Raw genomic sequence first — 19351 nt, forward strand, 5'->3', positions numbered from 1 at the left:
ACACAGCGATGAGTTTCGAACCGGTCTACCGCAGCAGGCCCGGGGGCGACGCCATGCGTCCCGCGGCCGCCGAGCGGGCCGAGGAGATCGCGCCCGGTCTGTGGGTCTCGCCGGGGCTGTCGAATTCCTACCTGCTCACCACGCGTGAGGGCCGGGTGATCGTCAACACCGGCATGGGTTTCGAGGGCCCGGTGCATCGCGCGAACTTCGACGCCGTTGATCCCTCGCCGGTGCGCTACATCATCTTCACGCAGGGCCATGTCGACCACGTCGGTGGTTTGGACAGTGTGCGTGACCCCGAGACAACCGTCGTCGCGCAGGCCAACTGGACGCTGTGGCGCGACGACAACGAACGCCTCATCCCGTATCGCGCCAGCCGTAGCGCCTTCGCGTTCAAGGACACCCTGGCGACCGGTATCCAAGCCATTCAGCGGCGCCTGGGGAGCAGCCGGCTGGCCGGCCAGAGCCTTCCCGTCGTCGACCTCGATTTCGAAGACACCCTGACCCTGGACGTCGGTGAGCGGCGGATGGAGCTGATCTCCGTGCCCGGCGGCGAAACCACCGACTCACTGTTGGTGTGGCTGCCGGACGAGCGTATTTGCCTGTGCGGGAATGTCTTCGGCCCACTGTTCGGCCACATTCCCAACCTGGTGACGGTGCGTGGCGACCGGTACCGCGACGCACTGACCGCCATCGCGTCCGTGGAGCGGGTGCGCGACCTGCGGCCCGACCTCCTGGTGACCGGCCATTTCGAACCGATAGCGGGGGCCGAGCTTATTTACGCCGAACTGACCCGGCTGCGCGACGCGATCCGGTACGTCCACGATCAAACCGTCGAGGGGATGAACGCCGGCAAGGACGTCCGCACCCTGATGCGAGAGATCACTTTGCCCGCGGAATACGAAGTGGGACAAGGCTATGGAAAGGTAGCCTGGGACGTGCGGGCCATCTGGGAGAACTACTCCGGCTGGTTTCACCACGAGTCAACCACCGAGCTCTATCCGGTCGGGTTCGACACCGTCGCGGCCGACGTGGTTGAACTGGCCGGGGCTGACGCATTGGTGAGCCGGGCGCGGGAACACCTTGCCGACGGCCGCCCGCTGCAGGCCATCCACCTCGCCGAGCTTCTTCCGTCGGACCACGCCGGGGCACGGGACGTGCTTCGGGACGCCCACGAAAAGCTTCTCGCCGGCAGCACGAACTTCTGGGAAAACGCCTGGCTGAGAAACCAGATAGCGAGGAACTCATGATGGCGCGCGTCAGCTTCGACTTCACCGGGACCACGGCCCTGATCACCGGCGCCACCAGCGGGATCGGGCACGCGACCGCCGTGTTGTTCCGCGACGCCGGCGCCCGGGTCGCCGTCACGGGGACCAGACCGGCCCCGGACGACTACGAAGTTGACCTGTCCGGCATGGATTATCATCAGCTCCAGATCAGCGACCCGCATTCGGTGGACGCGCTGGCGGACAAGTTCAACCGGCTCGACGTACTGGTCAACAACGCCGGTGCCAATTTCCCTGGCGGCCTTGATGAATCGAAGCCGGAGGGGTTTGATGCCTCGGTCGCGCTGAACCTCACCGGGCCGTACCGATTGACGGTCGGGCTCTACCGCGCCCTGAAGCTGTCGACCGCCGTGGGCGGCGCCAGCGTGGTGAACCTGGCGTCGATGTCTGCGCTGCGGGCCGTTCCCCTGGTGCCCGGATACGGTGCGGCGAAAGCGGGGATCGTCTGCATCACAAGGAACCTCGCCGTCAAATGGGCCGGCAAGGGGATCCGGGTGAACGCGGTGGCGCCGGGCGCGATCGACACCCCGATGACTGCGCCCATGCACGGCTCGGCCGAATTGGTGGAGTCGGAACTGGCGCACATCCCGCTGCACCGGTTCGGTTCTGTCGGAGAGATCGCCCCGACGATCGCCTTCCTGTGCACCGAGCAGAGTAGCTACACCAGCGGTGCGGTGTTCGTCGTCGACGCCGCGTCGGACTGCGTCTGAGACACGAGGAAAGACATGTCAATTGCGTTGCGGCCCGAGGACTTCTACCACACCGGCATCATCGTGCCCGATCTCGATGCGGCCATGGGCCGGCTGAGCGCGCTGGCCGGCTACCGGTGGATCGCCCCGATGAGCTATACCCTGCCGTTCCGCACCCCGGCCGGCGTCCGCGAATTGACCTCGACGATCGTCTACTCCTTGCAGAGTCCGCACCTCGAACTCGTGCAAGAGGTGCCGGGAAGCCCGTGGACGGCCGCGCCGGGCAACGCGGTCCACCATGTCGGCTACTTCAGCGACGACCTGGCCCAGAGTGCGCGTGCGCTGGAGGCCAGCGGCTTCACGCTCGAGATGACGGCGGACGTCCCCGGCTCCGATCTCGCGCTATTCGCCTACTATACGGACGCTTTCGGCGCCCGCATCGAGATCGTCGACCGCGCGCTGTTTCCCGACTTTCCCGCTTTCCTGCGGTCGATGGCGGGCCCCGAGGAGGCGTGACGTGTTGTTGACTGTGCTGCGGTTCAACTTCGCCTCGCCGCAAGGCGAACCACGGACGCAGAGCGGGTTGTTGTCGGCCGCCCTCGAACTGGCGCAGTGGGGCGAGTCGCACGGCATCACCTCCATCAGTGTCGACGAGCACCACGCGACCGGACACGGCTGGAGCTGCAATCCCATCATGGCCGCGGCGATGTTCTTGGCACGAACGTCGACGCTGATCGCCAGCGTGGACTGTGCGCTGGGCCCGCTCTGGAATCCGGTTCGGCTCGCCGAGGACATTGCGCTCGTCGACAACATGAGCCGCGGCCGGCTGCACACCACGGTCGGCCTCGGTTACCGCACCATCGAATATGGCGCCATGGGAGTCGATTTCGCGCGCCGGGGCGCCCTGATGGACGGCCTGCTCGAGCGGATGCTGTCGGTATGGTCCGGCGCCGATGCCGATGTGGGAATCTGCACCGGCACCTGGACCCGGCCGCATCCACCGCTATACGTCGGCGGCGGCGCCCGCGCCACGGCGCGACGGGCGGCACGATTCCGGCTGCCCCTCAGCCTGGCCGATCACCTGCCCGACGTCGCCGCCTACTACCGCGAGCTGTGTGCCGACGCCGGCATGACGCCGCTCATCCTCATGCCGGGGCCGGTTAACCGCGGGATGATCTTCCTGCACGAGGACCCGGACCGGGCATGGGCGGAACTCGGCGACCACATCCTCTGGGAGGCGGTCACTTACGGTGGATGGTCAACCGACCAACGGTCCCTGATGCATTTGCCCGGCGTGCAAACCCTCGACGAGGTCAAGGCATCAGGCCGGTACCGCTTCCTGACGCCGGACGAATTGGTGGCGGAGGTGCGCGGCGCCGACGACTACGGACCGCTCGTGCTGCACCCACTGGTCGGCGGCATGCCCGTCGACGAGGCGTGGAAGTCGGTTCAATTGCTCACCGACAAGGTGCTGCCCGCGCTCGACTGACGTGGCCGAACCCCTGATTGAGCGCGACTCGTGGTCTAGCGTCGAGGCCAGCTCAATAGCCACTTCAGCATCGGACCCGCCGTCACCAGAACGAGAGCGAGCCGACGCATCACCAGAGGAGTATGCGGCCGATGCTTGAATGGTGAGATGGGTGACCCCACGCCCCAAGTGGCGATCTTGGACGACTACGCCGGAGCGGCCCTGCGGATCGCCGACTGGTCGTCGGTGCAAAACCGATCCCGCGTAACCGTATTCGAACGGCACCTCTCCGAGGATGAAGCGGCGGAAGAGCTACGGCCATTCGATGTGATCTGCACCCTGCGCGAGCGGATGGCGCTGCCACGAACGCTGCTCGCGCGCCTGCCGAACTTGAAGCTGATCACGATCGTCGGAAGGAGTCTGCCCAACCTGGACCTGGGTGCGGCAACCGAGCGGGGCATCATCGTCACCCATACCGACTTCGCCCATCCGCGATTCCGATCCGTGCACGACGCCACCCCCGAATTCGCCTGGGGGTTGCTGATCGCCACGGTACGCAACCTGGCGGAAGAACACCGGCGCATGCGAGGCGGCGGCTGGCAGGTGACAACGGGTCTCACGCTGTCCGGCAAGACGCTCGGGTTGGTCGGCCTGGGCCGGGTGGGCAAGCGGATGGCCGATTACGCGAAAGTCTTTGGCATGGAGGTCATCGCGTGGAGCCAGAACCTCACCGCGGACGCCGCGGCGGCGGCCGGCGCGCGCCGGGTCGAGAAGGCGACGCTGTTCGAGGAGTCCGACGTGGTCTCCATCCACGTCGTTCTGTCTGAACGCACCCGCGGTCTGGTGGGTGAACGCGAGCTGGCCCTGATGAAGCCGCAGGCATACTTGATCAACACGTCACGGGGCCCGATCGTCGATGAGGCCGTGATGATCGCCGCTCTCGAAACCGGGCGCATTGCCGGCGCGGGGCTGGACGTCTATGACGTCGAACCGCTGCCGTCCGATCACCGGTTAAGGCTGCTCCCGAATGTGACGCTGTCGCCGCACCTGGGATACGTCACCCGCGAGATGCTCGCCGCCTTCTACTCCGACACCGTGGAGGCGGTGGCCGCGTGGCTGGACGGCGCCCCGATTCGGATCGCGAACCCTGAGGCGTTGCCGGGTTGATCAGGTGCGCTTCCGTTTCCAGTGCGGGCTCCTGACCGCTTCGAGTGCTTCGGTGACGTAGCGATCCAGCGGCCACGGGCGACCCGACTGACGTACCCATTGCTGGAAACCGAAATCGGCTGCCGCGAAGGCGAGTTGAACCAGCAAACCGGGGCGGAGGTCGACGTCGGAGTTCACGCCCATGCGCTCGGCGATCAGCTTGGCCGCCCGCTCCTTGTCGGCGGGCGTGTGAACGGTCACCTTACGCAGCAGATCGGGGGCCACCAGCAGCGCTTCTCGCCACTCGTCGGTGTCCGCCTGCTCAAACGATCGGGTCCGCGTGATGATGGCGTTGATCAGCGCGACATCGGGTGACTCACTGGCGGGCCGCTGCTCGAGCAGGTTGACGATCGCTGCGCCGCCATGGCGAACGGGTGCGAGCAACAGCTCTTCCTTCGTCGGCACGTGCCGGAAGAACGTCCGTGGCGAAACGCCTGCGGCAGCCGCGATTTCTTCCGTCGTCACGGCGTCGTATCCGCGCTCGACAAAGAGCCGAAACGCGGCGCGCCTGATGTCGGCCCGGATCTGGGCGCGCTGCCGGTCCCGCAGCGATTCTCCTCTGGTGGGAAAGGTCACCGGAAGCAGCCGATTCCACCGTCGACGTGAATGGTTTGCCCGGTGATGAACGTCGCGTCGCTGCCCAGTAGGAAGGCCACCAGCGCACCCACGTCGGTTCGGACATCCCCGATCCGCTTCATCGGCACGCGTCGCACGGCCTTCTCGTACTCTTTGGGGGCGAATGACTTCCAGAACTTCACACCGTCCGATTCGGCGAACGGGCAGATGACGTTGACCCGGATGTTGTCGCGCCCCCACTCCAAGGCGGCGACCTTCGACAGCCCCCTGATGGCCTCCTTGGCGGCGGCGTATCCGCCCCATTTCGGTTCGCCGCCGGTGCCGGTCCCGGAGCCGAGATTGACGATCGAGCCGCCACCCGCCTCGACCATCACGGGGTGCACTGCCTGCATGAGCAGAAAGGTCGCCCGCGGGCCTACGTCGTGACCGAGCGCGAAGTCCTCCGTGGTGATATCGACGAACGCCTTGGGCTCGTTGGTGGCGATCGCATTGTTGACCAGGCCGTGCACCGCACCGAAGGCATCGACCGCGGCCGTCACAATCCGTTGGGCGCTGTCCGGGTCGCGCAGGTCGGCCGTCAGCTTCTCGACGCGTCCCAACGACGACAGCTCGGCGGCTGTCTTGCCCAGCAACTCGTCCTGGATGTCGACCAGCAGCACCGCTGCCCCGCGTTCCAGCAGCGCCGCGGCGGTGCCCTTGCCCACGCCTTGGGCGGCGCCGGTGACGATCGCGACGTGGTCGCGCATCGAGGAGGGATGGCTGTAGGTCATGTGACCGGTCCCATCCGCAGCGGGGTCCCACGATGCATCTCGTAGGTGCTGCGTACACCGTCGGGCAGCTCGATGAACTCGACCGGGGTTCCGTCCGGATCCTTGACGAAAAACATTCGCACCCGGCCGATTTCGAAGGGCTCCTGGTCGGGCGTGTAGCCGGCCGCGGTAACACGGCGATGGGTGTCGTCGAGATCGGTCACCGACAGGGAGACGTTGTGGATCCCGGTCGTGCCGCGGCGCGCGGCCTTCTGATCGGCAGGACTCGCACCCAGTGACAGCAGCTCAACCATCACTCCGCCGAGCAGGCCGCCCACCACCCGGCCCTCCTGCTTGCGGGTGGCGTGCAGCACCGCGTCGAAAGGCTCACCGGAGATGAGGGTTTCGAACACGACGTCCATGCCGAGTAGGTCGCGGTAGAACGTCAGGGCGCGTCCATGTCGGTCACACCGACGACGAGGTGACAGAACGATACGTCGCCGAGGGCGCCGGTCATGACGATGCGAGCCCGGGTGTCGGGCGGCCCGCGAACATGGGCAGGTCCAGGTAGGTCTTGATGCCGGGTTCGGCGGCGCAGACGTCGGGGATGGCGTTGACGCAGTGATTGGCCGTGGCCACCACGCCCGGGTTCTTCACCAGCCCTTCGGCGATCGTCTCGGGCTGCAGGCCCTTGAAGGTGAGGCTCACAGTGGGGTCCCCGGTGATCTCGACCTCGAAGCGTTCGCCCCGGCCGCCGAAATTCCAGGCCGGCTCCAGGTTTTCCTCACCCATCAGCCAGTTGACCGCGGCCGTGATGACCGGTTCGCCGTCTACCAGGGCCTGCCAGCGGAACCGGCGCGCGGCCACCGTTCCGGTGGTGATCGGGAACGGTGCGTAGTCGATGTCGGCGGTCGCGACGGCGACGTCCTGAATGGTCCTGATGCTCGGTTCGATGCGAAATCCCATGTGGTCGGCGATCATTCGCACCGACTGTTTGAATCCGGCCTCGAGTAGGCCGGCCATGGGACCTTGCATGGCTTCCTCGGGGGTACCGCCGAAGCCCATGATGTGGCGCACGACGTCCGGGGCGTTGTAGGTGCGGATGTCGGAGAATTCCTCGGCGCGGATGTGGGTGACTGCCGATGACAGCGACGACAGCATCAGCGGGAATCGTTCGGTGATGCCCCCGGGGTGGATCCCCGAACCGTGCAGGGTAACCCCGCCTTCCACCGCCGCCTCGGCGACGGCCTGGTGCCGGCGGTTACCCGGATCGGGATACACCCAGCCGACGGGCGTGACAACGTTCTTGCCGGATCGCAGGATCGCGATCACCTCGTCGTCGTTGGGCACCAGCGGGCTGTACATGACGCAGTCGGCGTCCAACGCCAGGATCTCGTCGATGCTGGAAGTTGCGGTGACACCGAGGTCCTCAAATCCGAGGATCCGCCCGACGTCGACGCCGTTCTTGTCGGCGCTGTGCACCCAGCAGCCCGCCAGCTCCAGCTGCGGATGGTTCAGGACGCACGCGATGGCCGCCTTGCCGACGCCTCCCGTCGCCCACTGGATGACGCGAAGCTTGGACGGACTACTCATCTGCTGACCTCCGAATTGCATGCCTTTACACGCCCACGACCGGACTGGCACAGTATGACCCGCTGACAGTGACTGTCAACATCGACTACGGGAAGGCCTGTCATGAGCATCCTCGACGGCAAGGTCGCGATCGTCACCGGAACCAGCCGCGGCGTGGGCGTCGGCATCGCCCACGAACTGCTCCGCGCCGGCGCCACGGTCGTCGGCTGTTCGCGTTCGCCGCTGGACGCCATCCCCGGTTGCGAAACCGACTGGGTCGCCCGGGCCTCCCAGAAGGTTTGTGACCAAGGGGACTACCTCGCGATCGATTCCTTCGTCGCCGAGGTCGTCGCCGAGCACGGCCGGATCGACATCCTGGTGAACAACGCCGGCGGGACGGTTCCGGCGCCGCACGCCGAGAGCATTCCCGAGCTGGTGCAACGCATTCAGGGGGCGCCCGCCAGCGACGACGAATATGAGCGCACCGCACTCTTCCATGCGTACGCGGTGCAGATGAACCTCATCAGCCCGCTCTGGTTCGCCATCCGCGTCTACCGGCAGATGCGCACCCAAGGCGGCGTTGGCTGCATCATCAACATCTCCAGCGGCGCCGGCCATCCGGCCGGGTCACCGACGTTGGTTTCCTACGGCGCGGCCAAGAGCGGGCTCAACCACCTCACCCGCTCGCTGGCCGAGGAATGGGGCCCCAAGGTGCGGGTCAACTGCATCGCGCTGGGGCCAACGATGACCGAGAACTTCCGGTCGTTCGTTTTGCCGAAGGACGATCCAACGGGCGCAAAGTATTTCGCCGCGGTTCCGCTGCGGCGTGCGGGCGACCCCGCGGAGGTGGGCAGGGTCTGCGTGTTCCTGGCAGGCGGGGAGGCCGACTTCGTCAACGGCACCACCATCGAGCACGACGGTGGCATGCTGCCCGGCGTGCTGTACGAAGCGGGCCTGAAGACCATCACCGATCTGCTCTAATCGTCACCATGAGCAACTTGGAGCCCACCGCCGAACAGTTCGCGGCCCTGGCCGCGCGGCCCGCCGACGCACCGGTGGTGATGGTCAACCTGTTGAAGTTCAAGACCCCGGGCGGTCTGGAGTCCTACCGGCGCTACGGGCAGGAGGTCGCCCCGCACCTGCAGCGGGTGGGTGCCACCGTCCGCTATGCGGGAACTGCGCCGACGTTTGTCATCGGTGATGGTGAAAGACCTTGGTGGGACGCCGTTCTCATCGTTGAATACCCGACGCCGCAGGCGTTCATCGATATGGTGACCACTGCCGAGTACGCCGAGGTGCACCAACACCGCGCCGCCGGGCTCGATCGGGGTGATCTGATCGCTACGTCGGTATGGTCACTCGCGGCCGACTGACAATCAGAGCTTGTAACCGATGGCGCGGAGCAGGTCGTGGCGGTCGGCCGCGTCGCGGTCGCCTTCCACTCCGACGGGAGTCTGACCGTCGATGACACCCACGATGCCGCGACCGCGCGGGGACTCCGCGACTATGACTTCAACTGAATTGGCTGTGGCGCAGTAGATCCCGCAGACTTCGGGCACCGCTTTCACGGGGTTGAGGACATTGACGGGAAAGCCCTCCCGCAGGAAGATCACGAAGCTATGTCCGGCCGCGATGGCCAGCGCGGCGCGAGTTGCCAGGTCGACCAAGTCCGCGTCATTGCCGCTGCGGCGAACCAGCCGCGGTCCGGACGCCTCGCAGAAGGCCACGCCGAACCGCAGCGTTGGGCTCACGCCGACCAGGGCCTCGTGCAGGTCTTCGACCGTTTTGATGAAATGCGCCTGGCCGATGATCACGTTGACATCCTCAGGCTTGTCAACGGCCACCACGTCCCAGCTCAACGATGGTGTCGCCACGAACCCATGCTGCCACGCGGCCGCGGCCCCACGGCTACAGGCTTTTGTCCTTTATGAGGGGCCGAAAGACCGCGATGTTCTAAAGAGCGCCTTCGCCCCGGCGTCAGTCGGGGTCTAATTGGTGCATGGAACTGATGATGCCCACCGACGCGATATTTCTGCTGGGGGAGTCGCGGGAACACCCTATGCATGTCGGCGGTCTGCAGTTGTTCGAGCTGCCGAAGGGCGCCGGCCGCGGCTTCGTTCGTGACCTCTACGACCGCTTGGTCGCGCAGGATGATTTCCAGCCCACTTTCCGCAAGCATCCGGCGGCGTTCGTCGGCGGAATCGCGAACCTGGGCTGGTCCTACGACAAAGACGTCGACGTCGACTATCACGTCCGGCGCTCGGCCGTGCCGTCGCCCGGTCGGATCCGTGAACTGCTCGAGCTGACCTCACGGTGGCACAGCAGCCTGCTCGATCGTCATCGCCCACTGTGGGAGACGCACATCATCGAGGGCCTCAAGGACGGCCGGTTCGCCATCTACACGAAGATCCACCACGCACTGATCGACGGCGTCTCCGCGCAGAAGCTGATGCAGCGCGCGTTGTCGACCGACCCCGATGATTCCGAGATCCGCGCGCCGTGGAGCCTGCCCAAGAGCAAGCGCAAGAGCAACCGGGTAAGCCCGCTGACGTCGGCACTGCATGCGGCGGGATCCCTTGCGGCGCTTGCCCCATCGACGCTTTCGCTGGCCCGGGCGGCGCTCTTCGAGCAGCAGCTGACGCTGCCTTTCGGGGCGCCGCGCACCATGCTGAACGTCAAGATAGGCGGCGCGCGCCGCTGCGCCGCGCAGTCCTGGTCGTTGGACCGCATCAAGAGCGTCAAGAAAGCCGCCGGCGTGACGGTCAACGATGTCGTCCTGGCGATGTGCTCGGGTGCCCTGCGCTACTACCTGCTCGAGCAGAACGCGCTACCGGACACGCCGCTGATCGCGATGGTCCCCGTCAGCCTGCGCACCGAAGACGAGGCCGACGCCGGGGGCAACCTCGTCGGCGCCATCCTGTGCAACCTCGCCACCGATACCGACGACCCGGCACAACGATTGCAGACCATCAGCGAATCGATGCGCAGCAACAAGAACGTGTTCTCGCAGTTGCCTCGATTCCAGGCGCTGGCGCTGTCCGCCGCCAATACGTCAGCACTGGCGTTGGCGGCGGTTCCGGGCTGGGTGGCGTCGACGTCGCCGCCGTTCAACATCATCATCTCGAACGTGCCGGGGCCCACCCAGCCGATCTACTACGGCGGCGCTCGGCTCGACGGCAACTACCCGCTGTCCATCGCGCTGGACGGGCAGGCGCTGAACATCACGCTGGCCAACAACGCCGGAAACCTGGACTTCGGTCTGGTGGGATGCCGGCGCAGCGTGCCGCACCTACAGCGCCTGCTCGCGCATCTGGAGTCCTCGCTCAAGGACCTGGAACGGTCGGTCGGGTCCTGAGCGGATGCCGAAACTCAGTGCCGGTGTGCTGTTGTACCGGACCCGCGACGGCGTCGTCGAAGTCCTGATCGCCCACCCGGGAGGCCCGTTCTGGGCGCGAAAAGACAATGGGGCCTGGTCGATTCCCAAAGGGGAGTACGCCGAGGGCGAAGACCCGTGGACCGCCGCCCAACGCGAGTTCTTCGAAGAACTCGGGCTTTCGGCGCCGGCCGGGACCCGGCTGGACCTCGGCCAACTGAAGCAGTCCGGCGGCAAGCTGGTCACCGCCTTCGCGGTTTGCGGCGACTTGGACGTGACCGACACGCGCAGCAACACCTTCGAATTGGAATGGCCGAAGGGTTCGGGCAAATTGCGTGAGTTTCCGGAAGTCGATCGGGTGAGCTGGTTTTCGGTGGCGCAGGCGCGAGTCAAGCTGCTGAAGGGCCAGCTCGGCTTTCTGGACCGGTTGATGGCACATCCTGAGCTGGCGGGGTTACACGAAGGGGCCTGACATGCAGACGTTACGCACACCCGACGAGTCGTTCGACCGCGTGCCCGACTTTCCGTATGCGCCCAGGTACTGCGAAATATCGGACGGCGAAGGAGACACGCTGCGGGTCGCGTGGGTGCAAGACGGCCCCGAACGAGCCGACCCGATTCTCATGCTGCACGGCGAACCGTCGTGGTCGTTCCTGTACCGCAAGATGATTCCGGTACTTGTCGGCGCCGGACACCGGGTCATCTGCCCCGACCTGGTCGGGTTCGGTCGCTCGGACAAGCCGACCCGCCGCGAGGATCACAGCTACGCGCGCCACGTCGAGTGGATGCGCGCGGTGGCCTTCGACGTCCTCGATCTTCGAAACGTGACCCTGGTCGGCCAGGACTGGGGCGGGCTGATCGGTTTGCGCCTCGCCGCCGAACACCCCGATCGATTCGCCCAGCTGGTCGTGGCCAACACCGGCCTGCCGACGGGGGAGCTGCCGATGCCCGACGTCTGGTGGCGCTTCCGCGAGGCGATCACCACCGCGCCGGAGCTACATGTCGGCGCGTTCGTGCAGGGCGGCTGTCGCCAGCCGATGAGCGACGACGTGCGAGCAAGCTATGACGCGCCGTTCCCCAGCGACGAGTACTGCGCGGGCCCGCGCGCCATGCCGGGCTTGGTGCCGACCTCGCCGGACGACCCCGCGGCGGCGGCCAACAAAGCGGCGTGGGCGAAACTCTCCGCGAGCCCCACCCCCATGCTGGTTGCCTTCAGCGACAGCGACCCGATCACCGGCCCGATGGGCGCGATCTTCCAACGCGAGATGCGCGGCGCGCAGGGAGTCGATCATCCCGTGATCCGCGGCGCCGGACACTTCCTGCAGGAGGACGCGGGCGAGGAGCTCGCGGGCCACATCGTCGAGTTCCTCCGTCGCTGAAACTGCGCCGCTCCGGGCAGAATGGCCGCATGACGACCGCGCCGACCGATTCCCAGGGGTTGCTGCTGCAACTGCTGGACCCGGCCAACCGGCCCGACCCGTACCGACTCTGTGCGCAGTTTCGCGACGGCGGGGCGCTGCAGCTACCCGGCGCCAACCTGACCGTCTTCTCGAGCTACCGAGAGTGCGACGAGGTATTGCGGCAACCATTGTCGAGCAGCGACAACGTCAACTCGACGGTCGCCAAGCGGCAGGCCGAGGCCGGCACGGCGCCGCGCAGGCAGGGCCCACCGGGCTTCCTCTTTCTCGACCCACCCGATCACACCCGGTTGCGCAAGCTGGTCAGCAAGGCATTTGCGCCCAAGGTGGTGAACGCGCTGAAACCCGATATTCGCTCGCTGGTCGACGGAATGCTCGATCGGGTCGCCGAGAAGGGCCACTTCAACGTCGTCGAAGATTTCGCCTATCCGCTGCCGGTCGCGGTGATCTGCCGGCTACTCGGCGTCCCCCTGGATGACGAGCCCCAATTCAGCCACGCGTCGGCGTTGCTCGCTCAGGCGCTGGACCCGTTCTCGACGATCACCGGCGTGCCGCCGGAAGTTGCGAATCAACGCCAAGAGGCCGCGACGTGGCTGCGGGCGTACTTCCACGGTCTGATCGACCGCCGCCGTTCGAAACCCGGTGACGACCTGCTGTCGGGGCTGATCGCGGTGGAGGAGTCCGGAGATCAACTGACCGAGGAGGAGATCGTCTCCACCTGCAATCTCCTCTTGATCGCCGGACATGAGACCACGGTGAACCTGATCGGGAACGCCATCTTGGCGATGCTGCGCAATCCCGGGCAGTGGACCGCCTTGGGTGCCGACTCCGGTCGAGCACCGGCGATTGTGGAAGAGACCCTGCGTTACGACCCGCCTGTGCAACTGGTCGGGCGAATTGCTCTCGCCGACATAATGATTGGTCGAGTCGAGGTGCCTGCGGGCGATATCATGATGTTGTTGCTGGCCGCGGCCCACCGTGACCCTGCGGAATTCGACCGGCCCGATCTCTTCGACCCGGACCGGAAGGTGTTGCGGCACCTGGGATTTGGCAGGGGAGCCCACTACTGCCTGGGCGCCCCGCTGGCCCGGCTGGAAGCCGACGTGGCGCTGGCGGCGGTGACCGCACGCTTTCCGGACGCGCGGCTGGACGGTGAGCCGCAATACAAGGCCAACGTCACGTTGCGTGGTTTGTCGCAGCTCATGATCGCGGTCTGACCGGCGCGTCGGGCTTCGGGCAGGTGATCGCCGCGGCGCCTAGACCAAAAGCTGATTATCGCACGGCGGTACAGCAATAGTCCTAAAATCCATTGGTCAGCCGTATCACGACGCAGTCATAAGTAGGTACCGGACATGACCGAAGAGAACGAAAAGGGCGACGGCACTCCCGATCCCGGAACCGGGAGCGCGAAGAAATCAAACGGGCCGGCCACTCCCGGTCGTCGCCTGGTTCCGATCACGCTCGCCGTCTACCGTGATTTACGCGTCGGCATGGTGGTCATCATGGTGATGCTCGCCGCGGCCGTGCTCATCGAAAGGCTTTCGGCAACGTGCTGGCAATTGGCCATCAGTGCTTACTATTACACCTCCGCCCACAGCATCGTCATCGCCGCGCTTCTGGCGCTCGGCGCTCTATTCATCATGTACAAGGGCAGCAGCGACACCGAAGATGCTCTGTTGAGTTTGGCCGGGGTCTCTGCATTGATAGCCGCGATCGTGCCGCAGGGTCGGCCCTCGTCACTGTGCGGACGAGCTGATTTGCCGCCCGAATACAACGTCGACGCAGTCACTCGGCCCAACGTCTGGGCGGTGGTCATCGGACTGCTTTTGGGTTGGGGCATTGTTTTGTGGCAATCCCCGCACAACCGCACCGAGCAGACAAGAAGCCCGGGCGGCATACTGGCGCTGGGTTTGTTCTGGCTGATCATGGCGGTCGGCCTGCTTACCTTCATCTTCGATCACAAGTTCTTCTTGGCGCAGGCACACGGCGCAGCCGGGTTCCTGCTCCTCTCGACATTCATCGCCACCGTGTTTTGCACCGGATACCTCGTCAAGCGAGAGGATGAGTCCAAATCATCTCATCCCCGCGCGTATCGACAGTTCTACCGGGCAATGGCCGTGGTGATGCTGGTGACGTTAATCGCAATCGTCACAGCGCATCTCGTGCACCGCGGCTGGGAGTTGTGGGTCTTGCTGGTCGAGGCGCTGCTGATCATCGAGTTCGCCATATATTGGGTGGTGCAGACTATCGAGCTGTGGGACAAGCCTGACCGAATGGAGCACCTTCCCGACGATGCCCAGCGGCGGATCGCCGAAGCGAGGGCAAAGGGTGGGCTGGACGGATTCAAGTCTGGGCTGGCCGATGTGACGAAGCCAGGTGCGACCGATCGGTTGCTGCCATTCCTATGATCGCCGTCTGGGTCACCCGCGCTCCCACGGTGGGCTCTCGCCCATCTTCTTGTAGTACTTGGCCAGGTGGCTCTTGACCCGGTCGACGTCAGTCTTCGGCAGGTCGATGCCGCCGCGGGCGCCGCCCATGATCGCGCCGGCCGCCATCACCCCGCGGGGAATGGCCTTGAGGTCGCCGCCGACGACATCGGCGATCAACAGTTTGTACGCCGTAAAGTTGTCCTTCTTGGCGTTGTCGTACCAGACGTGGGCGTCGCGGTACTTCTGGTTGGGCGCGTCCTTGGCCCCGGCCCAGTTGCGGACCCGCTTTTCGGCCGCGTCACCGTCCCATTTGCGGTCGCGATCAGCCAACGGCAGATCCTGAAACGCTGTCACAGACATGTAAGTTCACGTGCCCGCCGCGGCGGAGATTAAACGTTTTCTTTGGAGTTATCCACAGTTGGAAGTTCATCCACAGCCTGGGATTTGGGCGGTGTTCGCGCTGAGGCGCAGTCGATATATTCGAAACTATGTTCGATGATGTCTTGCCGACCGTTGAGGCGCTGGCGCGCGCCGATGACGCGGAAGTGGCGGCCGCGGTCGCGGAGTGCGCGCGGATTGAGGCGAAGGCGGCGGCGCGCAAGCTGGCGGCGGTCGCGGAGCTCGTGCACCGCCACGCCGACGGTCCGACGATTTCCGCTCACTGGTCATGCGACAACTGGGATGCCATGGCGGCCGAAGTCGCTGCCGCACAGAACATCAGCCACGCGATGGCCTCGGGCCAGATGTATCTGGCCGCGGCACTGCGCAACCGGCTTCCGCGGGTGGGGACGCTCTTCGCCGAGGGCACGATCAGCGCCCGGCTGGCGGCGGCCATCGTTTGGCACACCGACCTCGTAAAAGACCGCGAGACATTGGAATTGATCGATAAGACGTTGGCCGACGACGCGGCGCGGTTCGGGCCGATGTCCGCAAGCAAGACCGCGCAAGCAATCGACGCGGTGGTGGAGCAATACGATCCGGGCGCCTTGCGCCGCACTCGCACCGCGGCCCGCAGCCGCGACGTCGTCATCGATCAATCCGACGACAAGTCGGGCACCGCGGCTATCTGGGGTCGGCTCTATGCGCATGATGCGGCCGTGCTGGAACGGCGCCTGCTGCAGATGGCCCACGGTGTGTGCGACGACGACCCGCGCACCGTCGCCCAGCGCCGCGCCGACGCGTTGGGTGCGCTGGCGGCCGGCGCGGACCGGCTGGCGTGTGGCTGCGGTGACCCGGCCTGTCTGGCCGGCGGCGCTAAGGACGAGCGGGCGGCCAGCTTGGTGATCCACGTGGTTGCCGACGCTTCGGCGCTGGATGCCGAGCCGGACCCGCACATGGTGGGCCGGCCAGCGCGCAGGCCCATCACAGACCAGACCACACTCGCCGAGGCGCTGGCGCCCGATCCCGAGCCCGATGTGCCGCAACCCCGGCCGCCCGCGCTGATCACCGGCGGCAGCGTGATATCGCCGGCGCTCGTCGCCGAGCTGATCCGCGGCGGCGCCAAGGTCCGGCCGGTGCGCCATCCCGCCGACGCGAAGCCTGAGCCGGGGTATCGCCCCTCGGCCGAACTGGAGCGGTTTATCCGGTGCCGCGACATCACGTGCCGGTTCCCCGGTTGCGATCGACCCGCCGAGTTTGCCGACATCGACCACACGGTGCCCTACCCGCTCGGCCCAACCCACGCGTCCAACCTCAAATGCCTATGCAGAAAACACCATCTTTTGAAAACTTTCTGGACGGGTTGGCGTGACGAGCAACGGCCGGACGGTACCGTGGTGTGGACGTCGCCGACCGGGCAGACCTACACCACCCGTCCGGGCAGCCGGCTGTTGTTTCCCGCGCTGTGCGTGCCGACGTGCGAATTACGAGTCGCCTCAACGCAATATCGATCTCCCGGCGATCGCGGAGTCATGATGCCCAAACGCCGCCGGACCCGACAGCAAGACCGGGCCCGCCGCATCAACGCCGAACGCGCACTAAATGCCGCGCACATCGCCGAACGCAATCAGCCGCCACCCTTCTAGCCCGATCCCAGGCCGGGCACGATGTCACCGAGGCTGAAAGTCACCGGCTGTTCGAGTTGTTCGTATGTGCACGAGAGGGGCTCGCGGTCGGGGCGCCACCGATTGAACTGCGCGGTGTGACGAAAGCGCCGGCCTTCCATGTGGTCGTAGCGGACCTCGACGACGCGCTCCGGACGCAGCGGCACGAACGAAAGATCCTTTCCGGCGTTCCAGCGCGAGAATTCGTTCTTGCGCGGCGTTCGTTCGCCTGCCTCGTGGGCGGCCCAGTTCCATGGGTGGTCCTCGAAATCGGTGACGAGCGGCTGCAGCTCGGCGAACAGGCGTCTCCGCTCGGCCATGGGAAAGGCGCCGATCACTCCGACGGACGCCAGCTGGCCGTCGTCCTGATAGAGCCCGAGCAGCAGCGAGCCTATGGCGTCGCCGCCGGACTTGTGCACGCGATAGCCGGCGACCACGCAGTCGGCGGTCCGCTCGTGCTTGATCTTGAACATGACGCGTTTGTCGGGCTGGTAGGTGACGGTCAGCGGCTTGGCGATGACACCGTCGAGGCCGGCTCCCTCGAACTCGTCGAACCAGCGCCACGCAATATCGATGTCGGTGGTGGCCGGCGTGACATGGATAGACGGCCCGGAGTCCGCCAGGGCATCGACGAGGGCGGCGCGCCGCTCGCTGAATGGTCGCCGCAGGTAGTCTTCGTCGCCCAGGGCGAGCAAGTCGAATGCGATGAAGGACGCCGGTGTCGCCTCGGCCAGCATCCGCACCCGCGAATCTGCCGGGTGGATGCGCTGTTGTAGCGCCTCGAAGTCCAAGCCGTGGTCGGTTGCGATGACGATCTCCCCGTCGATCACGCAACGCTCGGGCAGCTCCGCGCGGACCGCGGCCACCAACTCGGGGAAATAGCGCGTCATGGGCCGTTCGTTGCGGCTGCCCAGCTCCACTTCGTCGCGGTCACGGAAGCAGATGGACCTGAATCCGTCCCATTTCGGTTCGTATGACGCATCGGGCGGGATCGACCGCACCGATTTCGCAAGCATCGGCGACACCGGGGGCATGACGGGTAAGTCCATAGGCCGATTGTGCTGGAATCTTTGGTATGGCCGCTGCAGAAGAGCTCGACGTCGACGGTATTGCGGTTCGCTTGACCAGTCCGGACAAGGTCTATTTCCCCAAGTTGGGTTCGAAAGGCACGAAGCGGCGGCTCGTCGAGTACTACCTCGCCGTGGCTGGTGGTCCGATGCTCGACGCGCTCCGTGACCGGCCCACCCATCTTCAACGCTTTCCGGATGGCATCGACGGTGAGGAGATTTACCAGAAGCGGGTCCCGCAGCACCACCCCGACTATCTGCAGACGTGCCGGGTGACGTTTCCCTCCGGACGCACCGCCGACGCGCTGAAGGTGACGCACCCCTCCGCCATCGTGTGGGCGGCGCAGATGGGCACCATCACCTTGCACCCGTGGCAGGTGCGCTGCCCGGACACCGATCATCCCGACGAGTTGCGCATCGACCTGGATCCGCAGCCCGGCGTCGCCTTCGAGCAGGCCCGCGAGGTTGCGGTCGACGTGCTGCGACCGTTGCTCGACGAGCTCGGTCTGGTGGGATATCCCAAGACATCCGGCGGGCGCGGAATCCACGTCTTCCTTCGCATCGCCACCGACTGGGATTTCATCGAGGTACGCCGGGCCGGCATCGCGCTGGCCCGTGAAGTAGAGCGGCGCGCGCCCGAGGCCGTCACCACCGCGTGGTGGAAGGAGCAACGCGGCGAGCGCATCTTCATCGACTTCAATCAGAACGCCCGGGACCGCACCATGGCATCGGCGTACTCGGTACGCCCCACCCCGATCGCGACGGTGTCGACGCCGCTGACATGGGACCAACTGGCCGGCGCGGAACCGGACGACTACACCATCGCAACCGTTCCCGATCTGGTGAAGCGCCGCCAAGACCCCTGGGCCGCAATGAACGACGCGGCGCAGTCGATCGCGCCCCTACTGGAGATCGCCGACGCCGACGAAGAGCGCGGCCTCGGCGATATGCCGTATCCGCCGAACTACCCGAAAATGCCCGGAGAACCGAAACGTGTTCAGCCCAGCCGGGATACGGACTTGAAGAAGAACGGCAAGGCGAAGTAACAGAGGTTCGTCCCGTGGGCGCCGCGGACTGCACAGCTGCGATTTCGTTGTGGCACAGGGCGTGCGGCGATTTGTCACAGTGACGTCGGTGCGCTGACTGGCACGCCCCACGGCCGAAGGCAAGCCTGCAAAGTAGAGCGTGCCAGTAGCGCAACCCCGACGGCGATAAGACCGCCTATGGCGAGCAGGTGATTCCGGTCGCTCCGCCGCTACACGAGAAGGTAGGCAATGTGCATCCGGAGCTTGTCAATGCAGTGACGGCCAGGACCAAGCCGAGGACAACCTTGTACTTCATACGAGACATGAACCACTCCATCCATCTGAGGAGAAATGTTACGCCCGGGACGAGTTATATTACGTGAGTACAATCCGTAATGCTATGGGATTAAACGGAATTGCGACGATCTGGTCCGCTAACGCCTATCGGCGA

General features: G+C 65.8%; 21 protein-coding genes. 14 read left to right on the forward strand and 7 right to left on the reverse strand.

The window, feature by feature from the left end; all coding sequences use genetic code 11:
* Positions 1-8: 8 nt before the first annotated feature.
* From H7J89_RS10500 to H7J89_RS10520, 5 genes are all read left to right on the forward strand, one after another.
* Entirely contained in the window at positions 9-1250 is a 1242-nt protein-coding gene (locus tag H7J89_RS10500; RefSeq protein ID WP_264043178.1) for an MBL fold metallo-hydrolase, read from the forward strand.
* Positions 1247-1996 (forward strand): SDR family NAD(P)-dependent oxidoreductase, encoded by a 750-nt coding sequence (locus tag H7J89_RS10505; protein WP_264043180.1) that lies wholly within the window; start codon positions 1247-1249, stop codon positions 1994-1996. The genes H7J89_RS10500 and H7J89_RS10505 overlap by 4 nt, the downstream gene beginning before the upstream one ends.
* Before the next feature lie 15 nt (positions 1997-2011).
* On the forward strand, positions 2012-2491 hold the full coding sequence (locus H7J89_RS10510; RefSeq protein WP_264043182.1) for a VOC family protein: 480 nt from the start codon (positions 2012-2014) through the stop codon (positions 2489-2491).
* A 1-nt stretch (position 2492) separates the two neighbouring features.
* The gene (locus H7J89_RS10515) at positions 2493-3464 is read left to right on the forward strand and encodes an LLM class flavin-dependent oxidoreductase (RefSeq protein ID WP_264043184.1); all 972 of its coding nucleotides are present in this window, start codon (positions 2493-2495) and stop codon (positions 3462-3464) included.
* Positions 3465-3611: 147 nt separating this feature from the next.
* Complete coding sequence (locus tag H7J89_RS10520; RefSeq protein WP_264043186.1) at positions 3612-4610, forward strand: D-2-hydroxyacid dehydrogenase family protein; 999 nt, start codon at positions 3612-3614, stop codon at positions 4608-4610.
* Here the strand turns inward: H7J89_RS10520 and H7J89_RS10525 are convergent, their stop codons facing one another.
* The 4 genes from H7J89_RS10525 to H7J89_RS10540 all read right to left on the reverse strand — a co-directional run bounded on the left by H7J89_RS10525 (position 4611) and on the right by H7J89_RS10540 (position 7567).
* Positions 4611-5225: a TetR/AcrR family transcriptional regulator gene (locus H7J89_RS10525; protein ID WP_264043188.1), complete on the reverse strand. Its 615-nt coding sequence runs from the start codon at positions 5223-5225 to the stop codon at positions 4611-4613.
* Positions 5222-5995 (reverse strand): SDR family NAD(P)-dependent oxidoreductase, encoded by a 774-nt coding sequence (locus tag H7J89_RS10530; protein WP_264043189.1) that lies wholly within the window; start codon positions 5993-5995, stop codon positions 5222-5224. The genes H7J89_RS10525 and H7J89_RS10530 overlap by 4 nt, the downstream gene beginning before the upstream one ends.
* Positions 5992-6396 (reverse strand): VOC family protein, encoded by a 405-nt coding sequence (locus H7J89_RS10535; RefSeq protein ID WP_264043191.1) that lies wholly within the window; start codon positions 6394-6396, stop codon positions 5992-5994. The genes H7J89_RS10530 and H7J89_RS10535 overlap by 4 nt, the downstream gene beginning before the upstream one ends.
* A 91-nt stretch (positions 6397-6487) precedes the next feature.
* The gene (locus tag H7J89_RS10540; RefSeq protein WP_264043193.1) at positions 6488-7567 is read right to left on the reverse strand and encodes an NAD(P)H-dependent amine dehydrogenase family protein; all 1080 of its coding nucleotides are present in this window, start codon (positions 7565-7567) and stop codon (positions 6488-6490) included.
* 102 nt (positions 7568-7669) lie between these two features.
* Between H7J89_RS10540 and H7J89_RS10545 the strand changes: the two genes are divergently transcribed.
* Both H7J89_RS10545 and H7J89_RS10550 read left to right on the forward strand, forming a co-directional pair.
* Positions 7670-8527 carry an SDR family NAD(P)-dependent oxidoreductase gene (locus H7J89_RS10545; RefSeq protein WP_264043194.1) on the forward strand — a complete coding sequence of 286 codons (858 nt, stop codon included), beginning with the start codon at positions 7670-7672 and terminating at the stop codon, positions 8525-8527.
* An 8-nt stretch (positions 8528-8535) separates the two neighbouring features.
* Positions 8536-8919, forward strand: a complete 384-nt coding sequence (locus H7J89_RS10550) for a DUF1330 domain-containing protein (protein ID WP_264043196.1) — start codon at positions 8536-8538, stop codon at positions 8917-8919.
* Positions 8920-8922: 3 nt separating this feature from the next.
* Here the strand turns inward: H7J89_RS10550 and H7J89_RS10555 are convergent, their stop codons facing one another.
* A complete protein-coding gene (locus H7J89_RS10555) occupies positions 8923-9420 on the reverse strand; it encodes an adenosine-specific kinase (RefSeq protein ID WP_264043197.1) in 498 nt (165 codons plus the stop codon).
* A 125-nt stretch (positions 9421-9545) separates the two neighbouring features.
* Between H7J89_RS10555 and H7J89_RS10560 the strand changes: the two genes are divergently transcribed.
* The 5 genes from H7J89_RS10560 (at position 9546) to H7J89_RS10580 (ending at position 14745) form a co-directional block, all read left to right on the forward strand.
* Positions 9546-10901, forward strand: a complete 1356-nt coding sequence (locus H7J89_RS10560; RefSeq protein WP_264043199.1) for a WS/DGAT/MGAT family O-acyltransferase — start codon at positions 9546-9548, stop codon at positions 10899-10901.
* Between the two features lie 4 nt (positions 10902-10905).
* Complete coding sequence (locus tag H7J89_RS10565) at positions 10906-11391, forward strand: NUDIX hydrolase (protein WP_264043200.1); 486 nt, start codon at positions 10906-10908, stop codon at positions 11389-11391.
* 1 nt (position 11392) lies between these two features.
* Positions 11393-12298 (forward strand): haloalkane dehalogenase, encoded by a 906-nt coding sequence (locus H7J89_RS10570; RefSeq protein WP_264043202.1) that lies wholly within the window; start codon positions 11393-11395, stop codon positions 12296-12298.
* Between the two features lie 29 nt (positions 12299-12327).
* A complete protein-coding gene (locus H7J89_RS10575) occupies positions 12328-13554 on the forward strand; it encodes a cytochrome P450 (protein ID WP_264043204.1) in 1227 nt (408 codons plus the stop codon).
* A 135-nt stretch (positions 13555-13689) separates the two neighbouring features.
* Positions 13690-14745, forward strand: coding sequence for a hypothetical protein (locus H7J89_RS10580; protein ID WP_264043205.1), 1056 nt, complete (start codon positions 13690-13692; stop codon positions 14743-14745).
* 12 nt (positions 14746-14757) lie between these two features.
* Here H7J89_RS10580 and H7J89_RS10585 read toward each other — a convergent pair whose 3' ends face one another.
* Positions 14758-15126 carry a hypothetical protein gene (locus tag H7J89_RS10585; RefSeq protein WP_264043207.1) on the reverse strand — a complete coding sequence of 123 codons (369 nt, stop codon included), beginning with the start codon at positions 15124-15126 and terminating at the stop codon, positions 14758-14760.
* 128 nt (positions 15127-15254) lie between these two features.
* On the opposite strand from H7J89_RS10585, the gene H7J89_RS10590 reads away from it, so the two are divergent.
* Positions 15255-16790, forward strand: a complete 1536-nt coding sequence (locus tag H7J89_RS10590) for an HNH endonuclease signature motif containing protein (protein ID WP_264043209.1) — start codon at positions 15255-15257, stop codon at positions 16788-16790.
* Here H7J89_RS10590 and H7J89_RS10595 read toward each other — a convergent pair.
* Positions 16787-17857, reverse strand: coding sequence for an ATP-dependent DNA ligase (locus H7J89_RS10595; RefSeq protein WP_264043211.1), 1071 nt, complete (start codon positions 17855-17857; stop codon positions 16787-16789). The genes H7J89_RS10590 and H7J89_RS10595 overlap by 4 nt on opposite strands.
* Positions 17858-17883: 26 nt before the next feature.
* Between H7J89_RS10595 and ligD the strand changes: the two genes are divergently transcribed.
* Positions 17884-18921: a non-homologous end-joining DNA ligase gene (gene ligD, locus H7J89_RS10600; protein WP_264043213.1), complete on the forward strand. Its 1038-nt coding sequence runs from the start codon at positions 17884-17886 to the stop codon at positions 18919-18921.
* Positions 18922-19351 lie beyond the last annotated feature (430 nt).

Origin of the sequence: Mycobacterium paraffinicum (assembly GCF_025822865.1) — a bacterium.
GTDB lineage: Bacteria > Actinomycetota > Actinomycetes > Mycobacteriales > Mycobacteriaceae > Mycobacterium > Mycobacterium paraffinicum.

Coding starts and splice junctions, on each gene's coding strand:
- H7J89_RS10570 (WP_264043202.1), top strand. CDS start 11,393: ATGCAGACGTTACGCACACCCGACGAGTCGTTCGACCGCGTGCCCGAC.
- H7J89_RS10565 (WP_264043200.1), top strand. CDS start 10,906: ATGCCGAAACTCAGTGCCGGTGTGCTGTTGTACCGGACCCGCGACGGC.
- H7J89_RS10575 (WP_264043204.1), top strand. CDS start 12,328: ATGACGACCGCGCCGACCGATTCCCAGGGGTTGCTGCTGCAACTGCTG.
- H7J89_RS10590 (WP_264043209.1), top strand. CDS start 15,255: ATGTTCGATGATGTCTTGCCGACCGTTGAGGCGCTGGCGCGCGCCGAT.
- H7J89_RS10530 (WP_264043189.1), bottom strand. CDS start 5,995: ATGACCTACAGCCATCCCTCCTCGATGCGCGACCACGTCGCGATCGTC.
- H7J89_RS10580 (WP_264043205.1), top strand. CDS start 13,690: ATGACCGAAGAGAACGAAAAGGGCGACGGCACTCCCGATCCCGGAACC.
- H7J89_RS10510 (WP_264043182.1), top strand. CDS start 2,012: ATGTCAATTGCGTTGCGGCCCGAGGACTTCTACCACACCGGCATCATC.
- H7J89_RS10540 (WP_264043193.1), bottom strand. CDS start 7,567: ATGAGTAGTCCGTCCAAGCTTCGCGTCATCCAGTGGGCGACGGGAGGC.
- H7J89_RS10505 (WP_264043180.1), top strand. CDS start 1,247: ATGATGGCGCGCGTCAGCTTCGACTTCACCGGGACCACGGCCCTGATC.
- H7J89_RS10560 (WP_264043199.1), top strand. CDS start 9,546: ATGGAACTGATGATGCCCACCGACGCGATATTTCTGCTGGGGGAGTCG.
- H7J89_RS10550 (WP_264043196.1), top strand. CDS start 8,536: ATGAGCAACTTGGAGCCCACCGCCGAACAGTTCGCGGCCCTGGCCGCG.
- H7J89_RS10545 (WP_264043194.1), top strand. CDS start 7,670: ATGAGCATCCTCGACGGCAAGGTCGCGATCGTCACCGGAACCAGCCGC.
- H7J89_RS10595 (WP_264043211.1), bottom strand. CDS start 17,857: ATGGACTTACCCGTCATGCCCCCGGTGTCGCCGATGCTTGCGAAATCG.
- H7J89_RS10520 (WP_264043186.1), top strand. CDS start 3,612: ATGGGTGACCCCACGCCCCAAGTGGCGATCTTGGACGACTACGCCGGA.
- ligD (WP_264043213.1), top strand. CDS start 17,884: ATGGCCGCTGCAGAAGAGCTCGACGTCGACGGTATTGCGGTTCGCTTG.
- H7J89_RS10585 (WP_264043207.1), bottom strand. CDS start 15,126: ATGTCTGTGACAGCGTTTCAGGATCTGCCGTTGGCTGATCGCGACCGC.
- H7J89_RS10535 (WP_264043191.1), bottom strand. CDS start 6,396: ATGGACGTCGTGTTCGAAACCCTCATCTCCGGTGAGCCTTTCGACGCG.
- H7J89_RS10500 (WP_264043178.1), top strand. CDS start 9: ATGAGTTTCGAACCGGTCTACCGCAGCAGGCCCGGGGGCGACGCCATG.